Annotated in this window: 19 protein-coding genes; 10 read left to right on the top strand and 9 right to left on the bottom strand. The window is 71.6% G+C overall.

The window, feature by feature from the left end; genetic code table 11:
* Positions 1–4: 4 nt before the first annotated feature.
* The 3 genes from B9S57_RS23505 to B9S57_RS23495 all read left to right on the top strand — a co-directional run bounded on the left by B9S57_RS23505 (position 5) and on the right by B9S57_RS23495 (position 3,885).
* Positions 5–1,138: a YafY family protein gene (locus B9S57_RS23505; RefSeq protein ID WP_103517584.1), complete on the top strand. Its 1,134-nt coding sequence runs from the start codon at positions 5–7 to the stop codon at positions 1,136–1,138.
* Complete coding sequence (locus B9S57_RS23500) at positions 1,135–1,980, top strand: SDR family oxidoreductase (RefSeq protein WP_103517583.1); 846 nt, start codon at positions 1,135–1,137, stop codon at positions 1,978–1,980. Before B9S57_RS23505 ends, B9S57_RS23500 begins: the two co-directional genes overlap by 4 nt.
* Positions 1,981–2,145: 165 nt before the next feature.
* On the top strand, positions 2,146–3,885 hold the full coding sequence (locus tag B9S57_RS23495; protein ID WP_103517582.1) for a class I adenylate-forming enzyme family protein: 1,740 nt from the start codon (positions 2,146–2,148) through the stop codon (positions 3,883–3,885).
* Here the strand turns inward: B9S57_RS23495 and B9S57_RS23490 are convergent.
* Positions 3,872–5,149: a M6 family metalloprotease domain-containing protein gene (locus B9S57_RS23490; protein WP_103517581.1), complete on the bottom strand. Its 1,278-nt coding sequence runs from the start codon at positions 5,147–5,149 to the stop codon at positions 3,872–3,874. The genes B9S57_RS23495 and B9S57_RS23490 overlap by 14 nt on opposite strands.
* 265 nt (positions 5,150–5,414) lie before the next feature.
* Between B9S57_RS23490 and B9S57_RS23485 the strand changes: the two genes are divergently transcribed.
* Both B9S57_RS23485 and B9S57_RS23480 read left to right on the top strand, forming a co-directional pair.
* On the top strand, positions 5,415–6,077 hold the full coding sequence (locus tag B9S57_RS23485; RefSeq protein ID WP_103517600.1) for a TetR/AcrR family transcriptional regulator: 663 nt from the start codon (positions 5,415–5,417) through the stop codon (positions 6,075–6,077).
* A 200-nt stretch (positions 6,078–6,277) separates the two neighbouring features.
* On the top strand, positions 6,278–7,798 hold the full coding sequence (locus B9S57_RS23480; RefSeq protein WP_103517580.1) for an MFS transporter: 1,521 nt from the start codon (positions 6,278–6,280) through the stop codon (positions 7,796–7,798).
* Between the two features lie 97 nt (positions 7,799–7,895).
* Here B9S57_RS23480 and B9S57_RS23475 read toward each other — a convergent pair whose 3' ends face one another.
* On the bottom strand, positions 7,896–8,408 hold the full coding sequence (locus B9S57_RS23475; RefSeq protein WP_103517579.1) for a MarR family winged helix-turn-helix transcriptional regulator: 513 nt from the start codon (positions 8,406–8,408) through the stop codon (positions 7,896–7,898).
* Positions 8,409–8,591: 183 nt separating this feature from the next.
* Here B9S57_RS23475 and B9S57_RS23470 point away from each other — a divergent pair, with 183 nt between their 5' ends.
* Entirely contained in the window at positions 8,592–9,374 is a 783-nt protein-coding gene (locus tag B9S57_RS23470) for a dioxygenase (RefSeq protein ID WP_103517578.1), read from the top strand.
* Here the strand turns inward: B9S57_RS23470 and B9S57_RS23465 are convergent.
* Positions 9,322–9,903: a GNAT family N-acetyltransferase gene (locus tag B9S57_RS23465; protein ID WP_103517577.1), complete on the bottom strand. Its 582-nt coding sequence runs from the start codon at positions 9,901–9,903 to the stop codon at positions 9,322–9,324. The two genes, B9S57_RS23470 and B9S57_RS23465, sit on opposite strands and share 53 nt — an antisense overlap.
* A gap of 147 nt (positions 9,904–10,050) precedes the next feature.
* On the opposite strand from B9S57_RS23465, the gene B9S57_RS23460 reads away from it, so the two are divergent.
* On the top strand, positions 10,051–11,052 hold the full coding sequence (locus B9S57_RS23460; RefSeq protein WP_103517576.1) for an RNA polymerase sigma factor RpoD/SigA: 1,002 nt from the start codon (positions 10,051–10,053) through the stop codon (positions 11,050–11,052).
* Between the two features lie 116 nt (positions 11,053–11,168).
* Here the strand turns inward: B9S57_RS23460 and B9S57_RS23455 are convergent, their stop codons facing one another.
* Entirely contained in the window at positions 11,169–12,158 is a 990-nt protein-coding gene (locus B9S57_RS23455; RefSeq protein WP_103517575.1) for a YafY family protein, read from the bottom strand.
* 62 nt (positions 12,159–12,220) lie between these two features.
* Here B9S57_RS23455 and B9S57_RS23450 point away from each other — a divergent pair, with 62 nt between their 5' ends.
* Positions 12,221–13,792, top strand: a complete 1,572-nt coding sequence (locus B9S57_RS23450) for an MFS transporter (RefSeq protein ID WP_103517574.1) — start codon at positions 12,221–12,223, stop codon at positions 13,790–13,792.
* Between the two features lie 14 nt (positions 13,793–13,806).
* On the opposite strand, the gene B9S57_RS23445 is transcribed toward B9S57_RS23450, so the two are convergent.
* Together B9S57_RS23445 and B9S57_RS23440 are read right to left on the bottom strand one after the other, a co-directional pair.
* Entirely contained in the window at positions 13,807–14,553 is a 747-nt protein-coding gene (locus tag B9S57_RS23445) for a DUF6227 family protein (protein WP_103517573.1), read from the bottom strand.
* Positions 14,554–14,683: 130 nt separating this feature from the next.
* On the bottom strand, positions 14,684–15,820 hold the full coding sequence (locus tag B9S57_RS23440; protein ID WP_103517572.1) for a P1 family peptidase: 1,137 nt from the start codon (positions 15,818–15,820) through the stop codon (positions 14,684–14,686).
* A 110-nt stretch (positions 15,821–15,930) separates the two neighbouring features.
* Here B9S57_RS23440 and B9S57_RS23435 point away from each other — a divergent pair, with 110 nt between their 5' ends.
* Positions 15,931–16,149 (top strand): hypothetical protein, encoded by a 219-nt coding sequence (locus B9S57_RS23435; RefSeq protein WP_103517571.1) that lies wholly within the window; start codon positions 15,931–15,933, stop codon positions 16,147–16,149.
* Between the two features lie 68 nt (positions 16,150–16,217).
* Here B9S57_RS23435 and B9S57_RS23430 read toward each other — a convergent pair whose 3' ends face one another.
* Positions 16,218–16,679 (bottom strand): MscL family protein, encoded by a 462-nt coding sequence (locus B9S57_RS23430; protein ID WP_103517570.1) that lies wholly within the window; start codon positions 16,677–16,679, stop codon positions 16,218–16,220.
* Between the two features lie 119 nt (positions 16,680–16,798).
* Entirely contained in the window at positions 16,799–17,359 is a 561-nt protein-coding gene (locus tag B9S57_RS23425) for an RcpC/CpaB family pilus assembly protein (RefSeq protein ID WP_103517569.1), read from the bottom strand.
* Positions 17,360–17,815: 456 nt separating this feature from the next.
* Here B9S57_RS23425 and B9S57_RS23420 point away from each other — a divergent pair, with 456 nt between their 5' ends.
* A complete protein-coding gene (locus B9S57_RS23420) occupies positions 17,816–19,021 on the top strand; it encodes a hypothetical protein (RefSeq protein ID WP_146057797.1) in 1,206 nt (401 codons plus the stop codon).
* Positions 19,022–19,055: 34 nt separating this feature from the next.
* Here the strand turns inward: B9S57_RS23420 and B9S57_RS23415 are convergent, their stop codons facing one another.
* Positions 19,056–20,075, bottom strand: a complete 1,020-nt coding sequence (locus B9S57_RS23415; RefSeq protein ID WP_146057796.1) for a hypothetical protein — start codon at positions 20,073–20,075, stop codon at positions 19,056–19,058.
* Positions 20,076–20,120: the final 45 nt, after the last annotated feature.

Genomic DNA, 20,120 nt, shown 5'->3' with positions numbered 1-20,120 from the left:
CAAAATGAAGGCGGACCGTCTGGTGGCCACCCTGCTCTTCCTTCAGGCACGAGGCCGCGTGACGGTGCGGCAGGTGGCGCAGGAGCTGGAGATCTCCGAGCGCACGGCCCGCCGCGACCTGGAGGCGCTGTCCGCCGCGGGGGTGCCCGTCTACTCGCAGCGCGGGCGGGGTGGCGGATGGAGCCTGGTGGGGGGTGCCCGTACCGACCTCACCGGCTTCACCCAGCGCGAGATCGGGGCCCTCTTCCTGGCCGCGGGCCCGCTGTCCGCGTCGCCCGAACTCCGGGCCGCCCTGCGCAAGCTGGTGCAGGCGGTGCCCGCTCCGATGCGGACGCACGCCGAGGCCGCGTCCAAGGCGCTCGTCGTCGACGGCCTCGACTGGTCCCGCGCGGCGGTGCGCGCCGCGGGCGGGCCGCACCATCACGCCCTGGAGCAGGCGGTGCTGGACCGGGTGCGGATCCGGGTCGGGTACGCCGAGGAGGGCGCCCCGTGCCAGGAGTGGACCGTCGACCCGCTCGGTCTGGTCTGCAAGGCCGGCCGCTGGTACACGGTCGCCGTCGACGATCGGGGGCCGCGCTCCTTCCTGCACACCCGGGTCACCTCCGTGGCGCTCACCGGCGAGCCCGCCCGGCGGCCGGAGGGCTTCGACCTGGCCGCGGCCTGGCAGGGGCTGGCGGCCGACGCCGAGCGTCGGCTCACCGCGGTGACCGTACGCGCGGCTGCGGACCCCGCCGCCGTGCCGGGCCTGCGGGAGCTGCTGGGGGACCGCTTGCGGACCGGGGAGTCACGCCCCGACGGGCGGTGCGCGATCGAGGCGGACGGCCCGTCGGTCGACGTCCTGGTGGCGCAGCTGGCGGGTTCCGGCGCCCAGGTCGAGGTCCTCGAACCACCCGAGGCGCGCGCCCGGCTGGCGCGCCTCGGGCAGGAGCTGGCGGCCGCCCACGGGAGAGCTCCCAGGGGCGACTCCGGCGACTCCGGCACGGGCCGGAGCGAAAGTCGCTTTCCTCTAGGTACCTACTATGTTCAGGATGCTAACGTCGGCGGTGTCGGTGCGAAAAGCACCGTGCGGCCGTCGCGGCGGCGTCCCCGACAGCGGTTGTTCTCCCATCACGTCCCTTATCGAGGAGCTGTCTCATGATTGTTGTCACCGGATCCACCGGCAATGTCGGCCGCACGCTGGTCGCCGCTCTCACCGCCCAGGGCGCCGAGGTCGCCGCCGTCTCGCGCCGGCCGCTCCCCGTCGAGCTGCCCGAGGGCGCCCGCCATGTGCAGGCCGACCTGGGGAAGGCGGAGAGCCTCCGCGGTGTGCTGAAGGGCGCCGAGGCGCTGTTCATCCTGCTGGCCGGGGAGATGCTGGCCGGCGGCGAGAGCGCGGAGACCCTGCTGAGCGTCGCCAAGGAGGAGGGTGTGGGCAAGGTCGTCCTGCTCTCCTCGCAGATCACGGCGACCCGCCCGGACGCGGGTTCGCACGACCGGCTGCGGGAGTACGAGGAGGCCGTCCGCGGCTCGGGCCTGGAGTGGACGGTCCTGCGGGCCGGCGGTTTCGCCTCCAACGCCTTCGCGTGGGCCGAGTCCGTGCGCGCCGAGCGCACCGTGCTCGCGCCGTTCGGCGATGTCGCGCTCCCCGTCATCGACCCGGCGGACATCGCCGAGGTCGCCGCGGTCGTCCTGCGCGAGGAGGGACACGCGGGCCAGACCTACGAGCTGACCGGCCCGGTCGCGGTCACCCCGCGCGAGCAGGCCGCCGTCCTGGCCGGACTGCTGGACGAGAAGGTCACGTTCGTCGAGCTGACCCGCGAGGCCGCCTTCGGCCACATGTCGCAGTTCATGCCGGAGGGCGTCGTCAACGGGACGCTCGACATCCTGGGCAAGCCGCTCCCGGCCGAACAGCGGATCAGCCCGGACGTCGAGAAGGTCCTCGGCCGCCCGGCCGCCCCCTTCGCCGCCTGGGCCGAGCGCAGCCTGCCCGCCTTCCGGTAGAGGCGGACCGCCCGTCGCGGGCCGGTGGCCGTACCCCCGTCCGGGTGCTGCCACCGGCCCGTTCCCGTGTCCGCCCGCAGGCCGGGCGGACCGGTTGACGAGGGCACGGCCCGGGCATAGCGTCGCCGGGTCGTCGAGCCAGTCCGCAGTCCTGGGAGTCCGCCCGTGCCGCACACCGACCCCAGCAGTTCAGCCTCTTCCGCGCCCGCCGGTGATCCGGCCGCCCGCATCGAGGCGTCGCTGACCGCTCCCGGGGCTCCTTTCGCCGTGGTGCGCGCGGAGCACGGGCCGCTCGTCTACGCCAACGGCCCGCGCACCCTTCGGGAGTTCGTCGAGACGACCTGGGCCTTCGGCGATCATCCCTTCCTCATTTCGGGTGAACGGGTCTGCTCGTACGGGGAGTTCTTCGCGGCCGCGTCGGCGCTGGCCCTGCGGCTCACCGAGGTGTACGGGCTCCGCCCCGGGGACCGGGCCGTGGTGGCGATGCGCAATCACCCCGAGTGGCAGATCGCGTTCTGGGCGGCGCAGCTGGCCGGTCTCGTCGCCGTACCGCTCAACGCGTGGTGGACCGAGGACGAGTTCGTCCACGCTCTCGACGACTGCGCGCCGGGGGTGCTGCTGGTCGACGGGGAGCAACTGCCCAAGACCGCGGCCTGGGGCCGGAAGGCGGGGGCGCGCTTCGTCGTCTTCCATCACGGGGGAGAGGTGCCGGAAGGCGCCGAGAGGTACGAGGACCTGCCGGAGCCCGACCCGTCGGCGGCTCCGCCCGATGTGGAGGTCCGGCCCGAGGACGACGCCACGATCATCTACACGTCGGGCACCACCGGGCGGCCCAAGGGCGCCGTCGCCACCCAGCTCGCGCAGGCCGGTGCGGCCCTCAACCCGCGCTACCAGGCCGCGGCCTCGGCGCTGGGCCGCGGGGTCATCCCGGGGCAGGGGGCGCCGCCGGTCACCCTGATGACGTTCCCGTTCTTCCACGTCGCCGCGTTCACGAGCGTCTACGCGGCCATGGCGGCGGGCGGCACCCTCGTCCTGATGCACCGGTGGGACGCCGACGACGCCCTGCGGCTGATCCGCCGCCACCAGGTCACCCACTACGCGGGCGTTCCGGCGACCGCCCTCCAACTGCTCGCGGTCGCGGACGGCGCGGGCGACGGCCTGGAGAGCCTGACGGGGCTGAACACCGGGGGCGCGGCGGCTCCGCCTGACCTGGTCGCCCGGCTCACGGCCCGGCACGGCGAGCGGATCGAGCCGCGCAACGGCTACGGCCTGACGGAGACCAGCGGCGGGGTGCTGGCCAACTTCGGCGGAGCGTACCGGGCGCACCCGGATTCGGTCGGGACCCCGACGCCGGTCACCGAGGTGCGGATCGCCGGTCCCGCGGGGGAGGCGCTCCCGGACGGGGAGGCGGGCGAGCTGTGGCTGCGCGGCCAGTCCCTGGTCCGCGGCTACTGGCGCGACGAGGCGGCGACCGCCGGGGCGTTCACCGGGGGCTGGTTCCGTACGGGTGATCTCGCGGTCCTGCGGAACGGACGGGTCACCGTCGTCGACCGGATCAAGGACATGGTGATCCGGGGCGGCGAGAACGTGTACTGCGTGGAGGTCGAGGCCGCGCTGCACGACCACCCCGATGTCGAGGACGCGGCGGTGCTCGGCGTCCCGCATCCGGTGCTCGGCGAGGAGGTGGCGGCGGTCGTCCGGCTGCGCGCCGGTTCCACGGCCACGGCCGACGCGCTCCGGGAGCACGTGGGCCGGAGTCTGGCGGCGTTCAAGGTGCCGGCCCACGTCCTGGTCACCGCGGAGCCCCTGCCGCGGAACGCCACGGGGAAGGTGCTCAAGCGGGAGCTGCGCGGGGTGCTCCGGGGGCATGCGGAGGGCGGTGGCCGGGCGCTCAGGACCGAGTGATCCGGACCCGGTAGTTCCCGTCGCCGTCCTTCTCCATCACGGATATTCGAACGCCGTCGGCCCGGTCGGTGAAGGTCTCGCCGGGCTGGAACGGGGCGTCGGAGAGCTCGGCGTGGACATTGGGCCGCCGGGTGCAGCCCCCGCTGTCCTCGGTGCTGTCCTCCACGGAGACGGGGCCCTGGCCGGTGTCCACGTCGGTGCTCACCTTGTAGATCAGGACGCCGGGCCTGCAGACCGCCTCGTCGTTGCCCTCCTGGGTCCGCACCTCCACCGCGTAACCGGACTGCGCGCTCACGGGGGCGAAGGCGAGCTTCGGGCCGCCCGTCGTGCCCAGCGGTTCGAGGACGTGCTCGCTGGTCCCGGGCATGGCGGCGCAGCTGACCTGGTCGCCGTCCAGCCAGCCGAGCTTCCACTTGTGCCAGCCCAGGAGGTCGTTGTTGGCCCCCCAGTCCTCGGACATGATGTCCCAGTGCCCCACGGAGCCGCCGCCCTCCATCGTGTAGAGGTCGGGCAGCCCGAAGACATGGCCGTTCTCGTGGGGCAGGACCCGGTAGCCGGTCTCGGCGTAGGAGCCCGAGCCGTCGTCCTGGCGGCTGTAGACGAAGGACGTGTTGGAGAGCGGGATGCCGTCGGCGAACGGGGCGTCGTCGTTGCCCGAGAAGGTCACCGACAGGACGGTGTCCAGCGCTGAGGGGCCGGCGTTCGGGGTGACCAGGACGTTGACCAGGTCGTAGGCCGAGAAGTCGACCTTCGGGTCGGCGACGGCCACCAGGTCCTTGACCATCCTGCGGTAGCCGGGTTCGTAGGGTGAGCCGCGCTCGATCCCGTACTCGGAGAACGGGAGAGGCATCCGCAGCCAGTCCGTCACGGGCACTTCGGGCAGGTAGGTGAGTCGCCCGTAGGAGCTGGTGCGGAACCAGTCGGAGGTCTGCGGGAAGAATTCCGCGAGCCGGTCCGCCGCCGGTTCCGTCGCCTGCGCGTCCGGGAAGTCGATCATCAGGTTGAGGGCTCTGATCTGCCCGGTCGAGCGGGCGTAGCCGGGCGGTGTCGGCATCCCCTCCGACATCTGCACGCCCATGGCCGTGGGTATCCGGCACGGAGCGAGACCGGTCCCCCGCGGTGCGGCCACCGGCCCGGCGGAGGCGCGGCTGGCGATGGGAAGGGTGGAGCTGGCCGATGCCATCGTGGCGATGACCAGGGCCGTCGCTCCGGCGAGCGCGAGGGGGCGGCGGTATCCGCGTATCCGGTGGCGTGACTGCTGCATAGGGCGTCGCCTTCGGGTCCGCGGCAGCCGGCCGGCACTGACTGCGCTCTGGCGATCAGCCTCTGCCGGGTGGCGGGGGACCGCTCGCTGGGTGCGCCGATGGAGGGGTTTTCACCGCATACGTGATGTGGTGCAGGTCACGTGCGGGACGGGAAATAACCGGGGACCCTCTCCCCGTTTGCATCTGTGTCCCCGGCGAAACGGGGACTCGGTCCCCGGTTCCTCCGGAAGGCCGGACAGAGACCTGAAGGGAAGGGCCGTGGCCGTGGAGTCCGTCGCCGCAACCGCCCCCTGCGCCGCAGAGCGCCGCACGCCCCGACCGCGGGCCGACGCGCTGCGCAACCGGGAGCGGATCGTGACGGCCGCGCGTGAGACGTTCGTCGAGTTCGGACCGGACGTGCCGCTCGACGAGGTCGCGCGGCGCGCCGGGGTCGGCAACGCCACGCTCTACCGGAACTTCCCCGACCGGGCGGCTCTGACCCATGAGGTCGTGCTCGCCGTCACCTCCCGCACCACCGACCGGGTGGAGGAGGCCGTCGCGGCCGAGTCCGACCCCTTCGCCGCGCTCAGCCGCTTCGTGCACGCGGCGGCCGACGAACGGATCGGCGCCCTGTGCCCGATGCTGTCCGGCGGCTTCGACAAGGACCATCCCGAACTGCTCGCCGAGCGCCGTCGCCTCGAAGAGGCCGTCGAAGGCCTCGTGGAGCGCGCCATGTCCGCAGGGAGGCTGCGCACCGACATCGCCGTCGGTGACGTACTCGTCGCCCTCTCCCAGCTCACCCGGCCGCTGCCCGGCATCGCCTGCCCGGACATCGACCGGTTCACCCACCGTCATCTGCAGCTCTTCCTGGACGGCCTGGAAGCCCCGGCCCGCTCCGAGCTGCCCGGATCGGCGGCGACCTTGGAGGTCCTGCGCAGCGGCCGCTGACGCCCGCGCACCGGAGAACCGACAACCCCAGCCCTCAGTCCCGAGCCCTCGACGGGCCGCACCAGCCTGGAACCGGGCGGGATCCGACGCACGGGTCCGGCCGCCGGTCCCCCTTGCCCATTCCGGTCCCGCAGCAGTGCCCGCCCGCGCGGCCCGCTCGCCGACTCAGCAACTCCTCGTGTCCTTAGGTGGCTACTCCCATGTCGAAATCAGCCGGTACCGTTCCGGATCCCAGCCGCTGGAAAGCGCTGGCCTTCATCGCCCTCGCCCAGCTGATGGTCGTGCTCGACGCGACCATCGTGAACATCGCCCTGCCCTCGGCCCAGACGGACCTGGGCATCTCCGACGGCAACAAGCAGTGGGTCATCACGGCTTACGCGCTCGCCTTCGGCGGGCTCCTGCTCTTCGGCGGGCGCATCGCCGACCTCTGGGGCCGCAAGCGCACCTTCGTCGTGGGCCTGCTCGGCTTCGCGGCCGCCTCCGCCCTGGGCGGCGCCGCCCAGGGCGAAGCCATGATGTTCGGCTCCCGCGCGCTGCAGGGTGTCTTCGGTGCGCTGCTCGCACCGGCGGCCCTCTCCCTGCTCGCCGTGATGTTCACGGACGCCAAGGAGCGGGCCAAGGCCTTCGGTATCTACGGGGCCATCGCCGGTGGCGGTGGCGCGGTCGGCCTGATCCTGGGCGGCTTCCTCACCGAGTACCTGAACTGGCGCTGGACCTTCTTCGTCAACATCCCGTTCGCGATCGTCGCCGCGGTCGGCGCCTATCTCGTCATCCGTGAGCCGGTCGGCGGCCGCAACCGCTCGCCGCTCGACATCCCCGGTGTCGTCCTGTCCACGCTGGGTCTCGTCTCGCTGGTCTACGCCTTCACCCGCGCCGAGTCGGCCGGCTGGTCGGACTCGCTGACCATCGGCATGTTCGTGGCCGCCGCCGTGCTGCTGCTGGCCTTCGTCGCCACCGAGTCGCGCGTGAAGTCACCGCTGCTGCCGCTGCGCGTCGTGACGGACCGCAACCGCGGAGGCGTCTACCTCTCGCTGGGCCTCGCCATCATCGCGATGTTCGGGCTGTTCCTCTTCCTGACCTACTACCTGCAGGTGGTCAAGGGCTACTCCCCGGTCAAGACCGGCTTCGCGTTCATGCCGATGATCGTGGGCATGATCACCGGCTCCACGCAGATCGGAGCCCGGCTGATGACCCGGGTCCCGCCGAGGCTGCTGATGGGCCCCGGCTTCCTGACGGCGGCCGTCGGCATGCTGCTGCTGACCCAGCTGGACATCGACACCTCCTACGCGGCCGTCATCCTGCCGGGACAGCTGCTGCTCGGCCTGGGCATGGGCACGGCGTTCATGCCGGCCATGTCCCTGGCCACGCACGGCATCGAGCCGCGCGACGCGGGTGTGGCCTCCGCGATGGTGAACACCTCGCAGCAGGTCGGCGGTGCCATCGGCACGGCGCTGCTCAACACCATCGCCGCCAGTGCCACCACGGCCTACGTCGTCGATCACGCCGCCGGTGCGAGCGACCCGAAGCTGCTCCAGCTGCAGGCCATGGTCAGCGGTTTCGCCGCGGCGATCTGGTGGGCGGTCGGCATCCTGGTCGCCGCCTCGGCGATCGCGGTGACCTTGATCAACACCGGCCGGCCGGGTACCGGTGCGGCCGGCGGCCCGGGCGACCTGGCCGACGGCGTCGAGGACGAGTTCAAGATCCCCGTCGTCGCCCACTGAGCGCCGGGCCGGGCCGGCCGGTGAGGGCCGGCCGGCCCGGCCTGATGCCTGACGGCCTCCGGTGTACCGGCCCCGGCTCGATCTGCCCTGGCTCCGCTCAGCGGAGCCAGGGCAGATCCGCGTCCGCACCCTCCGGCTGCAGACCGGTGGCGATGACCTGCATGATCTCGCCGAGGCTCTGGACCTGCTGGGGGCTGAGCCGGGCGAACATCGCCTGGCGCACCGCATCGACGTGTCCCGGTGCGGACCGCGCCAGCATGGCCTGGCCCTCCTCGGTGAGGACCGCGTTCTGGCCGCGTTTGTCGGAGGGGCAGTCCTCGCGGCGGACCCAGCCGTTCTTCTCCAGCCGGGCGACGGCGTGCGAGAGGCGGGAGCGGGTGATCTTGGCGTCCTTCGCCAGCTCGGTCATGCGCTTCTGCCGCCGGGGGGCCTGGGAGAGGTTGACGAGCAGTCCGTAGTAGATGTGCGGCATGCCCGCGTCGCGCTGCAACTGGCGGTCGAGGTGGTCCTCCATGAGCGTGGTGGCGTGGAGGTAGGCGCGCCACACGCTCTGTTCTTCGTCGGTGAGCCACCGGGGCCCGCTGTGGGATGCCGTGGTCATGTACTCCACTGTACGACCTTTTCTTGAAAGTTGAACTAGATAGAGCTAAGGTCTCCGGTAGTTGGAACTTGAAGATTCAAGGACTGGTCCCCGAAGGGCCGGTCCGTCGAATCCCCGGTGCTCGCGCAGATCTCCGTGCCCGGTACCTGTAGAGAACACACATACCTTGACCGGCACAGGAACGGGAGTGTCATGACAGTCACCGCGGAGCGCATGCCCGCCCTCTACCTCTCCCACGGCGCCCCGCCGCTCGCCGACGACCCGGTCTGGCCCGGCGAGCTGGCGGCCTGGTCACGGGGGCTGCCGCGCCCCAAGGCGATCCTGATGGTCTCGGCCCACTGGGAGGAGGCGCCCCTCGCCCTCGGCGCGACCGGGACGGTGCCGCTCGTCCACGACTTCTGGGGATTCCCCGAGCACTACTACGCGGTGCGGTACGCCGCCCCGGGCGCACCGGAGCTCGCGGACGACGTCCGCAAGCTGCTGCGCGGCGCCGGGACGCCGGTCCAGGACATCCCCGACCGCGGCCTCGACCACGGGGCGTACGTCCCGCTCGTCGAGATGTTCCCGGCCGCGGACATCCCCGTCCTCCAGATCTCCCTGCCGACGCTCGACCCGCAGAAGCTGATGGCCGTCGGGCGCAAGCTCGCCCCGCTGCGCGACGAGGGCGTACTGATCGTCGGCAGCGGCTTCTTCACGCACAACCTGGCGGCGCTGCGCCACACGGGCGGCGGCACTCCCGGCTGGTCGGCGGAGTTCGACGACTGGGGGAACCGGGCGCTCCAGGCGCAGGACGTCGACTCCCTGCTGGATTTCGAGCACGCCTCACCGGCGGGACGCCTCGCCCATCCCCGTACCGAGCACTTCGCCCCGCTGTTCGTCACCCTCGGCGCGGCCGAGGGCGATCTCGATCAGGGCCGGAGCGTCATCGACGGCTTCTGGATGGGCCTGGCGAAGCGCTCGGTGCAGTTCGGCTGAGCAGCGGCTTCTCGTACCACGACACGTCCCAGTACCGGCCGAATTTGCGGCCGACCTCCGTGTACGTCCCGACGTGGCGGAACCCGAAGGCGCCGTGCAGGCGGACCGACGGGTCGTTCGGCAGTGCGATCGCGGCGTACGCGCGGTGGACGTCCTCGTCGGCCAGCGCCTCGAACAGGGCCGCGTAGAGAAGGGTGCCGACGCCGCGGCCCGTCGCGCCGGGGGCGCAGTAGACGCTCACCTCGACCGAGGTGCCGTACGCCGCCTTGGGGCGGTAGGGGCTGCTGGTGGCATAGCCGAGGACATGCGAGGCGTTGTCACGGGTATCCGGGTCCAGAGCAACCAGGAGTCGGTGGGGGCCGTCTTCCGGGTGGGAGCGCAACCAGGGCAGGCGCTCGGCCGTGGTGAAGGCGGCGGTGTCGAAAGTGAGCGGCGTCTCACGGACGTAATGGTTGTAGATGTCCGTGAGGCTCTCGAGATCCGTCTCCACGCCGGGCCTGACCTGGACTTCTGTGGGTATCTGCACCATGTGTCCTCGAGTCGGGGGCGACAGGGTACTGCATGATCTCGAAATTGAATGGCCTCCGTGGGAATTCTGTCCGGATTCCAGTCGTTGTTTCCATCGGATGCAGGGCACCCGGAAGGGTGTCGCGACCTACTCAGCAAGGGAGCACGCATGGCAACCCGTGCCGTCGCCCGTCGTTCGTCCGCCAGTACCGGCGGGACCGACCGGGCAAGCAGTGTTCGCGCCGTGGGCGGGGAGATCGCCGATCGCGACCTGGTCGGCATGTACCTGGACGAGATCGCTCGCACACCGCTGCTCGACGCCGCCAAGGAGGTCGAGCTCTCGCAGACGATCGAGGCGGGCGTCTTCGCCCAGCAGATCCTCACCGGCGAGGTGGAGAGCGAAGCCGGCGGAGCCTCGCGCGAGGAGCTGGAGGCGCTGGTCGCCGAGAGCGAGCGCGCCAAGGACATATTCATCCGTTCCAACCTCCGGCTCGTCGTTGCCGTGGCCCGGCGCTACCCGAGGGCGGGTCTGCCCCTGCTCGACCTGATCCAGGAGGGCAACGCCGGCCTGGTGCGCGCGGTCGAGAAGTTCGACTACGCCAAGGGCTTCAAGTTCTCGACGTACGCCACGTGGTGGATCCGGCAGGCCATCACCCGCTCCATCGCCGACCAGTCCCGCACGATCCGGCTCCCCGTCCACCTCGTGGAGGAGCTCGGCAGGATCCGGCGCGTGCAGCGCGAGTTCAACCGTGAGCACGGCCGCGACCCGGACCACGCCGAGGTGGCCGCCGAGCTCGACTCCAACGCCGAGCGCGTGGGCAACGTCCTGGACTGGGCCCGTGACCCTGTCAGCCTGAACATGTCCGTGGACGACGACGGGGACACGCAGTTCGGGGACCTGCTGGAGGACACCTCCGCCGTGTCGCCCGAGCAGTCGGTGATGACGCTGCTGCGCAGCGAGGAGCTCGAGGACCTGATCGGCAAGCTCGACAACCGCACCGCCTCGATCATCAAGATGCGCTACGGGATCGAGGACGGCCGTGAGCGCACCCTCACCGAAGTGGGCAAGCAGCACGGTCTGACGAGGGAGCGGATCCGCCAGATCGAGAAGCACGCACTGCTCGAATTGAAGCGAATGGCTCACGACACGGGCTTTGACGCTGCGGCGTGAGCCGATAACCCGTAATCTCCCCATCAAGCCGGTTTCGCACCGGCCCGACGACCGGTCTCCCTCCGGTCCCATGAGCTGAGTCCCGGCGCCCACCCCCCCCCGGCGCCGGGGCTCATTCATGTCCGGCCCGCTCCGGACCCACGGGACGCGGCCTGCGAGAGCCGGGCCCCCAGGACACCGAGGTGCTCCAACAGCTCCGGCGGACCGTGCACCTCGAAGGCGCAGTCCACCAGGGCCAGCCTCAGGGCCACCCACTCCAGTGAGCTCTGGGTCCGGGTGCGCAGCCGGCAGCCCGTCTCGGCGTCCGGCTCCGGCGCACCGAACTCCGCGGGCAGCCGGGGCGCCACGAAGTCCGCCGGTGCCTCGAACGTCACGTCGACGAGCAGGTCCGGCTGGGTGCGCGACATCGAGCGGCCGAGGAGCTCCGCGGCGTCCTCGCTCTCGGCGGGCAGCTCACGCGGGGTGAAGCGGGCGCCGGTGGCGAACGGCTCGCTCACCCGGTCCACCCGGAAGGTGCGCCAGTCCTCACGGACCAGGTCGTACGCCACGAGATACCAGCGGCTGCCCGTGCTCACCAGCCGGTACGGCTCGGTCTGCCGCTTGGTCGCGGCGCCGTCCCTCGCGCGGTAGGCGAAGCGCAGCCGTTCCCGGGCGGTGACGGCCGAGGCGATGGCCGTGAGCGTCCGCGGATCGATGGTCGCGCCGTCGCCGCGGGTGAGGGCCACCGTGGCGTTCTGCAGGGAGGAGACCCGGTGCCGCAGCCGTGAGGGAAGAACCTGCTCCAGCTTGGCCAGGGCCCGTACGGACGCTTCGTCCACGCCCTCGATGGCATGACCGGCTCCCGCCCGCAGACCCACCGCGATGGCCACGGCCTCCTCGTCGTCCAGCAGGAGAGGCGGCATGGCGCTCCCCGCGACCAGGCGGTAGCCGCCGACCGAACCGCGCGTCGCCTCGACCGGATAGCCGAGGCCGCGGAGCCGGTCGACGTCACGGCGGACGGTGCGCGGGCTGACCTCCAGACGGCCGGCCAGTTCGCCGCCCGGCCACTCGCGCGGCGTCTGGAGGAGCGACAGCAGTTTCAGCAGTCGTGCCGGGGTGTCGGTCATGAGGAACAGGATGCCCGTCCATCAGGTCACCATCTGACCTGATGGACTTCTAGCTTTCTCCCATGACTTCATCCGAATCCCTGCCGGCCACGGCAGCCGCCCGCACGGCGTCGACCGGGCAGGCCACCCCGCAGGACCCGGCGGACCGGCGCCGCTGGTTCGCGCTCGCGATCGTGATGACCGCGGCCTTCATGGACCTGGTCGACGTCACGATCGTCAACATCGCCATCCCGAGCATCACGCGGGACACCGGCGCCTCCTTCACGTCGATCCAGTGGATCACCGCCGGATACGCGCTGGCCTTCGCGGCGGGTCTGATCACCGGCGGCCGGCTCGGTGACATCCACGGCCGCAAGCGGCTCTTCCTCATCGGGATCGGCGGCTTCACGATCGCCTCCGCCCTCTGCGGCTTCGCCGTGAACCCCGAGATGCTGGTCGCCTCGCGCATCCTGCAGGGCGGCATGGCCGCGCTGATGGTGCCGCAGGTGCTGTCGATCGTGCACGCCACCTTCCCCGCGCACGAGCGGGGCAAGGTCTTCGGCCTCTTCGGCGCGATCGTCGGGCTCGGCGCGGTGTCGGGGCCCCTGCTGGGCGCACTGCTCACCGAGTGGAACCTCTTCGGTCTCGAGTGGCGTCCGATCTTCCTGATCAACCTGCCGGTCGGCATCGCGGGACTCCTGCTCGGGCGGAAGTTCATCAGCGAGTCCAGGGCGCCGAAGGCGCTCAGGCTGGATCTGACCGGCGTGGCCCTGGTGACCCTGGGCCTCCTCATGCTGCTCTACCCGCTGACCCGGGGACGTGAGCTGGGCTGGCCGCTGTGGGGCCATGTGTCGATGGCCGCCAGCCTCCTGGTGTTCGCTGTGCTCGTCGTCTTCGAGCGCCGGAAGGCGGACCGGGACGGCTCGCCGCTCATCGAGCTCTCGCTGTTCCGGGTGAAGAGCTTCGCGGCGGGAACGGCCGTGCAGCTGACCTTCGGGATCGCCCTGGGCATCTTCTTCCTGGTCTGGACGCTCTACCTGCAGATGGGGCTCGGCTGGAGCGCCCTGCGGGCCGGCACGACGGGGATCCCGTTCTCCATCGCCGTCTCCTGCGCCGCCGGGATCTCCGTGCAGAAGCTGGTGCCCCGCTTCGGCCGCAAGGTGCTGCAGGCGGGCGCGCTGCTGATGACCGCCGGGCTGCTGCTCTACATCTGGGAGGCCGGGCGCTACGGACTCGCCATCAGCCCCTGGCAGATGGCGCTTCCGCTGGTCGTCATGGGCGTGGGCATGGGGCTGATCGTGGCTCCGCTGACGGACGCGGTGCTCTCCGGGGTGCCGAAGGAGCACTCCGGCTCGGCGTCCGGGCTGATCAACACCGTCCAGCAGATGGGTACGGCGCTGGGGCTCGGCCTCGTCTCGGTCGTCTTCTTCGGCGCGATCGGCGACCGGCTCCCGCCGGAGGAGATGCGGGCGGCGTTCGTGGACGCGTTCCAGCAGTCGCTGTGGTGGGTGGCCGGGGTGCTCGTGGTGATCTTCCTCGTGATGTTCGCCCTCCCCGCGCGGCCCCAGGTGCATCTGGAGGGCGGCGAGGACGACACGGCCCCGGTGCGGGCCCAGGACGACGCGCCTCCGAGGGCGCCCGCGCTGACGAGCTGAACCGGCCTGCCCGGTCAGCAGATCCGGGTGCGGTGCTCCATGGCCAGGCGGGCGGCCTGCTCCTCGTCGTAGACCTCGCACATGTGGCGGCCGTCGGGTGTGGCCGTGTGCTCGACCTCCCAGAGGCTGGTCTCGGTGCCGTCCAGGAGGAGGAAGGCGTGCTCGTAGAGCGTGAATCCGGCGTCCCGCCCGTCGACGCGGTACTGCCGGCCGAAGACCTGGGTGATGTGGTGGGCGAAGGCCGCCCGGAGCAGCCGGGCCGTCCCGTCCCCCGGCCGGTCGCCGTTCTCCGCCCGGCGCAGGACGCGGCGCGCGTGGTCCGCGGAGTTGTCCGGGGCGTACATGCGGGGCAGCGGTGCCGGCGGGACGCTCATGAGCAGGGTGAGGGCTTCCAGATCCTCCCGCGGGCTGTCGTCGCCGAGGGTGGGGGTGTCCCAGATGGAGCCGGAGAGGCGCGCGGCCGCGATCCGGGCGTCGCCCTCGTCGTCGTACAGCTCGTGTCTGCGGGGGGACGGGATGTCCCTGCCGCCGCCGTGCACCAGCTCCCACAGCGTCAGAGCGGTGCCGTCGGAGAGGAGGTAGGTGTGCCGGTAGGTCTCGCGGTGCAGCACGGCGCTGTGGTGGGAGGAGTACAGGGTGCTGCTGTGCGCCAGTGCCGTCCCGAGCCGGTCGACCGTCGTGTCGGAGAGATCGAAGGAGTTGAGGGCGCATCGCAGGAGTCGCTCGAGGTGCTGCTCGGTTGTCTCGTACGGATCGCTCAAGGTGCTGTCTCCAGGCCGTTGCCGCGTGTTACCCGATGCGTGCATAACGTAGTCCCTGGGTCTGACATCGTGACCGGGGTTCGCAAAAAACGTACCGCGCACGCAGAAAGTTCCCCGTCCCTCCGCACTCTCACGCGAGAGGTTCCCGCCCGTCCCGGGATGCGCCGTAGAGCTCGCTGTACGAGGGGAAGGTGCCTCCGGGGCCGCCGGCCCCCCGGGCCGCCCTGGCGGCCTTCACGACCGCGCGGGCCAGGGCGTCGGCTCCGGCGGCCAGGATGTCGTTGAGCGCGGCGACGGGCTCCGGGGGCAGCGGGTGCCGGTCGGTGGAGAGCGCGAAGACGGTGTCCCCGTCGGTGAGCAGGTGGACCGGCCGCACAGCGCGCGCCAGGCCGTCGTGCGCCGTGCCCGCGAGCTTCTGCGCCTGGGCGCGGGTGAGCGAGGCGTCGGTGGCGACGACGGCGATCGTGGTGTTGAAGACGCCGCTTCCCCGAGCTCCGTCCTCCTCGGTACGGCTCTTCTCCGCCGCGGCCTCCTGTGCGCGCCGGATCTCCGCCAGCCGGCGGAGCGCGGCCTCGTGCGCGGCGGGCTCGGGCGGTACGGGCGGCTCTCCCGCGCCGTACTCCCCGTAGAGCACTCCGGTGCGGGGATCGACGACGGAACCCGCCGCGTTGACGACCGCCAGTGCGGCCACCGTGGTTCCGGAGGCCAGTCGCGCGCTCGCCGTGCCGACGCCTCCCTTGAGGCGGCCGGCCACCGCGCCCGTACCGGCGCCCACCGTCCCCTCCGGGACCCGCGCGCCCTGCCCGGAAGCGGCGGCTGCCTCGACGGCGGCCCGGCCGGTCGCGGCGTCGGGGCGGGCCCGCCAGTCGCCTCCCCGGCCCAGGTCGAAGAGGCAGGCCGCCGGTACCACCGGCACCACCTGGGAGGGGTCCGGGCCGACCCGGACGCCGCGCCCCTGCTCCTCGAGCCAGGCCATCACCCCGGACGCGGCGTCGAGCCCGTAGGCGCTGCCACCGGTGAGGACGACCGCGTCGATCCGCTGCACCAGATTGCGCGGGTCGAGCGCGTCCGTCTCCCTGGTGCCCGGCCCCCCTCCTCGTACGTCGACGGCCGCCACGGCGCCGCCCTCGGGGGCGAGCACGACGGTGGTCCCGCTCAGGGCGCCCTCACCCGGAACGGAGGCGTGCCCGACGCGGAGCCCCGCCACGTCCGTCAGTGCGTCCAGCGGTCCCGGGGCGGGGCGTGCCTCGGTCGTCTCCTCGGGCATGACGAGCTCCTCATGGGTGCGGTGGTGCCGTGTACCGGCGAACGTACAGGTGGTGACCGAGGAGGCGGCCTCACCGACGACATCGCTGAGCCCGGCCGTACCCTGGACGTATGAGTACCGCCCCCGCCTCCGGACCGCGAGATTCGAAGCCGCCGCAGGAGCAGCGTCCGCGGGAGTCCCGGCCCAAGCCGCCGGCCCTGATCTTCGACGATCCCCTGGACCGGCAGTCCTCGGACGACACGGACCAGGGATGGGGCGAGCGGGCTCCGGCCGGCGGTGCCTCCGATCTGGCCCGCTTCCTCGACGAGAAGCCGCCCCACCACGGCTGAACCCGGCCACCGAGGGCGACTCCGCCCGCCGACGGCGATCCCGGCCACCGAGGGCGACTCCGGCCCCCCTACGCCCGGCCCCGCTGCGCGACCAGCGCGTCCCGGATCTCCTTGAGCACCTCCAGTTCGCTCACCTCGAGCGTCTCCCGCACGCCCTCCTTCGCGGCCTGGGCGGCGGCCCGCCGCGCGAGGTACCTCGCCATCGGCAGCACCATCAGGAAGTAGACGACGGCGCCGGTGATCAGGAAGCTGAGGGCCGCGCTGAGCACCGAACCCCAGAGGATCTCGATGCCGTCCGTCCTGCCGGTCCCGGGGTCCCCCACACAGGGGCCCCGGAGACAGGACCGGTACTTCTCCAGGTCCTGGGTGCCGAAGGCGCCCACCACCGGATTGATGATCCCCTTCACGACCGCGTTCACCACGTTCGTGAACGCGGCACCGATGACGACGGCCACCGCCAGGTCGATGACGTTCCCGCGCGTCAGGAAGGTTTTGAACCCCTCCACCAGGCCGGCCTTCTTCTCGCTCACATGGGGGCCTTCCTCTGCGCATGCCGTCGGGGGAGCGAACCGCCCGGCCACACAAGGCGCCAGAAGGCCGCCCTGTCCAATCGGGTACGTCCGACGGGTGAGTTGACGCGACAACCGTTCTATTCGTCATGGGACACCGCCACCGCGAGCCGTCCCGAGGCCGCCGCGCCGGCCAGGGCCGCCGCAGTGTCCCGCTCCACGGACAGGACCACCAGGGCGCCGCTTCCCGGGCCCGCCCCGCCGTCCGGTTCCGGGAACGACGCCGCTCCGGCGCCCGCGCCGCGAGGGACCTCCGCCACCCGGACGTCCCGCGCCACCACCCTGGCCTCGGCCTCCCCGTCGACCGCCGCGATCACATCGACGCGATCGCCGGGCCGCAGCAGTCCGACCGTCGCCGCATCGGCGATCCGCACGGGAGCGGAGACCAGCCGCACGGCCCGCCGCTCAGGGCCCGGGGGTGCGTCCCCGTGGTCGGCCACCGCTCCCTTCTCTCCGCCCGGTCCCGTGGCGGCGAGCACGGCCGAGGCCAGCGCGAACCCGGCGGCGAGTGCCCGGCGCTGTCCGCGCAGCGCCCGCCCGATGCGTCGCCCACCCCCGCCTCGCACACGGAGGGGGCCGAACGGCGGGACCCCGCACGGCGCGGGAGGGGCGGGACGTGTATCGGGCACCGAGGGGAACATGGCCAACACCACCTGGCATGAGGGAGATCCGCAGGGACATCCGGGCGTGGGAACGCGCGCGGAGACGCGCGAGGAACGGCTGAGGAAACGCGTGAGGGGAGTTCGGCGGGGTGGTCGCCCCGCCGAACTCCCCTCACGATCCACCGTGCCCGGCAATTCCGTTCGGCCCTGTGGACAGTCCACATGATGTGGACAACCCGGTCACCCGTACGTGTCGGAGGCTCCGGTCCCCGGCAGGCCCGGCTAACAGGGAGTTTCGGTCCATTCGGTCTCTTGAGTCCCGAGCAGATCGCTCTGACCTGGTCTTTTGTAGAGGGGGCGAAGGAGAGAGGGACTGAAGAGGTTCAGTCCCCCGCTGGGACAGCTCCGCGCCGGGGCCGGCCGTGTGGGGCAGGCAAGTCAGGAGAACCGCTCCCCGGCGGGGGCCCGCATACCTACGGTCGCTACTCTGCCCGGATGCGTGATGGGGGAAGCAAGGACGACAGCCTGGGCCTGCCGGCCGACGGACCGGACAACGCGGACGGCAGGCTACGTTTTTTGAGGGAGCATCGGCTGGCGGTCTCCGTGGTCGCCTTCGTGGTTCTGGCGGCCGCGGTGACAATTCCCGTCGTCCTGGACGGCTCGGACGGCGAACAGGCCTGTGACCAGGTGTCGGCCTCGACCCGCACTCTGGTGGACGCCCCTCAGGCGGCAACCGAGGCGCTCGACCCCGGGGACGATCTCGCCCGCATCGGGTCGGCACGAAAGCTCCTTGCACACAGCAACCTCTGCGGTGACGGTGCACAGATCCTCGGACGCCTCGTGGACGCTGCCACGGGCTCCCCCGCCCCCGGCAGGCCTCACACCCTGGCCCAAGGTCGCGCAGCCTATGCGGTCGCTGCCGCCGTCCACGACATCGACGTCCCCGAGGGCCTCGCGCCAGGTCTGGCGCGGATGGTGGCTGAATACGTCGTGGACGCCGGAGAGAACAGAGGATGGGGCGGAGACGCGCTGCCAGGTCCGGCTGTCCCCCCGCAGGAAGCACGAGCCGACGCTGAAGGGCGAACGAGGTTCGGCCGTTTCCTCGCGCTGAACGAGGCGCATGCCGTCTTCGGGTACACAGACAAGAGCCTTGACGTGGATGCGGGCATCGAGTCCCTGGTTGCGGAGCTCAGCAAGGACCCCGAGGCGTTCGCGATCCTCTACGACGCCGAGCGGGCCAATTTCGCTCACTACCTCGAACGCCTCACCGACAACGGCGGAGACCCCGACTTCCCCCCGCAGGCGCGCTCTGACAGCCAGTCCGTCCCCAGTACCGCCGGGCCGGACAGCGACCTCAAGGAGGTCGCCGACCGGATCGGCACCCTCATGAAGCACCGAGCCCGATACGCCATGGACGGCACCATTCCCGATCTTGCCGCGTTCGACAGGTCGGTACAGCGGCACACCCGGGGTGCGTTCCGCCCTGCCGGGAAGCGGCAGGATTCGCGTCCGGTCATGGGCGACATAGCGGACCGTCCGAAGTCAGGGCCGATCGACGGTGATCTCATGGACGGACGACATCAGCTGCTCCCCGTGCTGGACGCCTGGGCGAAGGACCGGGGTGTGCCGGCGAGGCGTGCCTCCGCCATGAAGCAACTTATGGACCAGTCCTACGTCCGCGGACTGTGGCTGGGCGCCTGAGTCCGTCACGTTCCACCTGCGGGACGAGGCTCCCTCAGAAGTGAAACCGCAGGCCGGTGCAGTTCCGGCGCCGCACTTCGTCCTGAGCGAACAGCTTCAGCATCCGCTGTTCGGCCGCGGCATCGACGCCTGGAATGCTCTCCGTCCCCGAGAGCGCGTAGTTGGCGGCCTCGCCCTGACACTGAGCCGTGGCGGTCATGGACCGGGGCACACCGTGGTTCTCGTCAGCCGTCAGGCGGTTGCTCCAGTCGCCGTACCAGAAGGCGGAGACGAGCCTGGAAGGCTCCTGGGTGTCCTCTGAGTCCTCTGCGGAGGAAAGGTCGCAGCGGCCGCTCGGTGAGGCACTGTTGGCCTCCACGGAGACGCGCCAGCCCTCGTCGGCCGGCAGTCCGACCTCGGTCACCCACTCGCAGGGCGTCCCCGCGGCCTCTGCCAGGGGCACCTTCTCCGGATCGTCCGACGGATCCGGCAGCGGCACTTCCCGCTCCGGAGCCTTGAGAGGTTCTGCCCCGCAGCCGAGCTCGTCCGAAGCCATGCCGGTGAGGGCCACTGCCATCCGATGAGCGGCTCCGGGAACTCCGGTGAGAGTGCTCTCCCCCAAATGCACGTTGACCAGAAGCTTCCGCTTCCTACCGTCGCTGTCCGCAGTCAGCCCCGGGCAGGGCACGACCACGCGAACGTCTCCGTACGCGTCCACGAATCCTGGCAGTGCCTCCGGCAGTGGGCTCTGCCGGTTGAATCCGTTCTCGCGGAAGACGGACATGAACTCCCGGTCCTGGTCGTCCCGCCGTGTGTACGCGGTCACCCGGACGAACCGATGTCCATCGGCTTCCCCGCCCGCGAGGGTGACCTCACAGGTGTACGTGCCCAGTCCTTCCATGGTCCTGGACTCCGCGGACTCAAGGAGGGAATCCTCCGGGGTCAGCTGCTTCACGGTGTCCTGGGGAAGCCCTCCCCCACAGGCGTTCCGGATCAGCGCCCACTCCTGCACGTAGGGCTGCGTCACGTACCCGCCCATGCCCAGGACGACAGCTGCCGCCACAGATATCTTCACCCAGCGCCGCATTGCCCCAGCCCCCGTCGCACCGACCGATTCGCC

The sequence above is a fragment of the Streptomyces sp. SM10 genome, from assembly GCF_002910915.1.
Taxonomy (GTDB): Bacteria; Actinomycetota; Actinomycetes; order Streptomycetales; family Streptomycetaceae; genus Streptomyces.
This window is presented reverse-complemented; position numbering and strand designations above follow the sequence as displayed.

Excerpts from the sequence above, each read along its gene's own strand:
- B9S57_RS23505 (WP_103517584.1), top strand. The coding sequence starts at position 5 with ATGAAGGCGGACCGTCTGGTGGCCACCCTGCTCTTCCTTCAGGCACGA.
- B9S57_RS23500 (WP_103517583.1), top strand. The coding sequence starts at position 1,135 with ATGATTGTTGTCACCGGATCCACCGGCAATGTCGGCCGCACGCTGGTC.
- B9S57_RS23490 (WP_103517581.1), bottom strand. The coding sequence starts at position 5,149 with ATGCAGCAGTCACGCCACCGGATACGCGGATACCGCCGCCCCCTCGCG.
- B9S57_RS23480 (WP_103517580.1), top strand. The coding sequence starts at position 6,278 with ATGTCGAAATCAGCCGGTACCGTTCCGGATCCCAGCCGCTGGAAAGCG.
- B9S57_RS23470 (WP_103517578.1), top strand. The coding sequence starts at position 8,592 with ATGACAGTCACCGCGGAGCGCATGCCCGCCCTCTACCTCTCCCACGGC.
- B9S57_RS23465 (WP_103517577.1), bottom strand. The coding sequence starts at position 9,903 with ATGGTGCAGATACCCACAGAAGTCCAGGTCAGGCCCGGCGTGGAGACG.
- B9S57_RS23460 (WP_103517576.1), top strand. The coding sequence starts at position 10,051 with ATGGCAACCCGTGCCGTCGCCCGTCGTTCGTCCGCCAGTACCGGCGGG.
- B9S57_RS23455 (WP_103517575.1), bottom strand. The coding sequence starts at position 12,158 with ATGACCGACACCCCGGCACGACTGCTGAAACTGCTGTCGCTCCTCCAG.
- B9S57_RS23450 (WP_103517574.1), top strand. The coding sequence starts at position 12,221 with ATGACTTCATCCGAATCCCTGCCGGCCACGGCAGCCGCCCGCACGGCG.
- B9S57_RS23440 (WP_103517572.1), bottom strand. The coding sequence starts at position 15,820 with ATGCCCGAGGAGACGACCGAGGCACGCCCCGCCCCGGGACCGCTGGAC.
- B9S57_RS23435 (WP_103517571.1), top strand. The coding sequence starts at position 15,931 with ATGAGTACCGCCCCCGCCTCCGGACCGCGAGATTCGAAGCCGCCGCAG.
- B9S57_RS23425 (WP_103517569.1), bottom strand. The coding sequence starts at position 17,359 with ATGTTCCCCTCGGTGCCCGATACACGTCCCGCCCCTCCCGCGCCGTGC.
- B9S57_RS23420 (WP_146057797.1), top strand. The coding sequence starts at position 17,816 with ATGCGTGATGGGGGAAGCAAGGACGACAGCCTGGGCCTGCCGGCCGAC.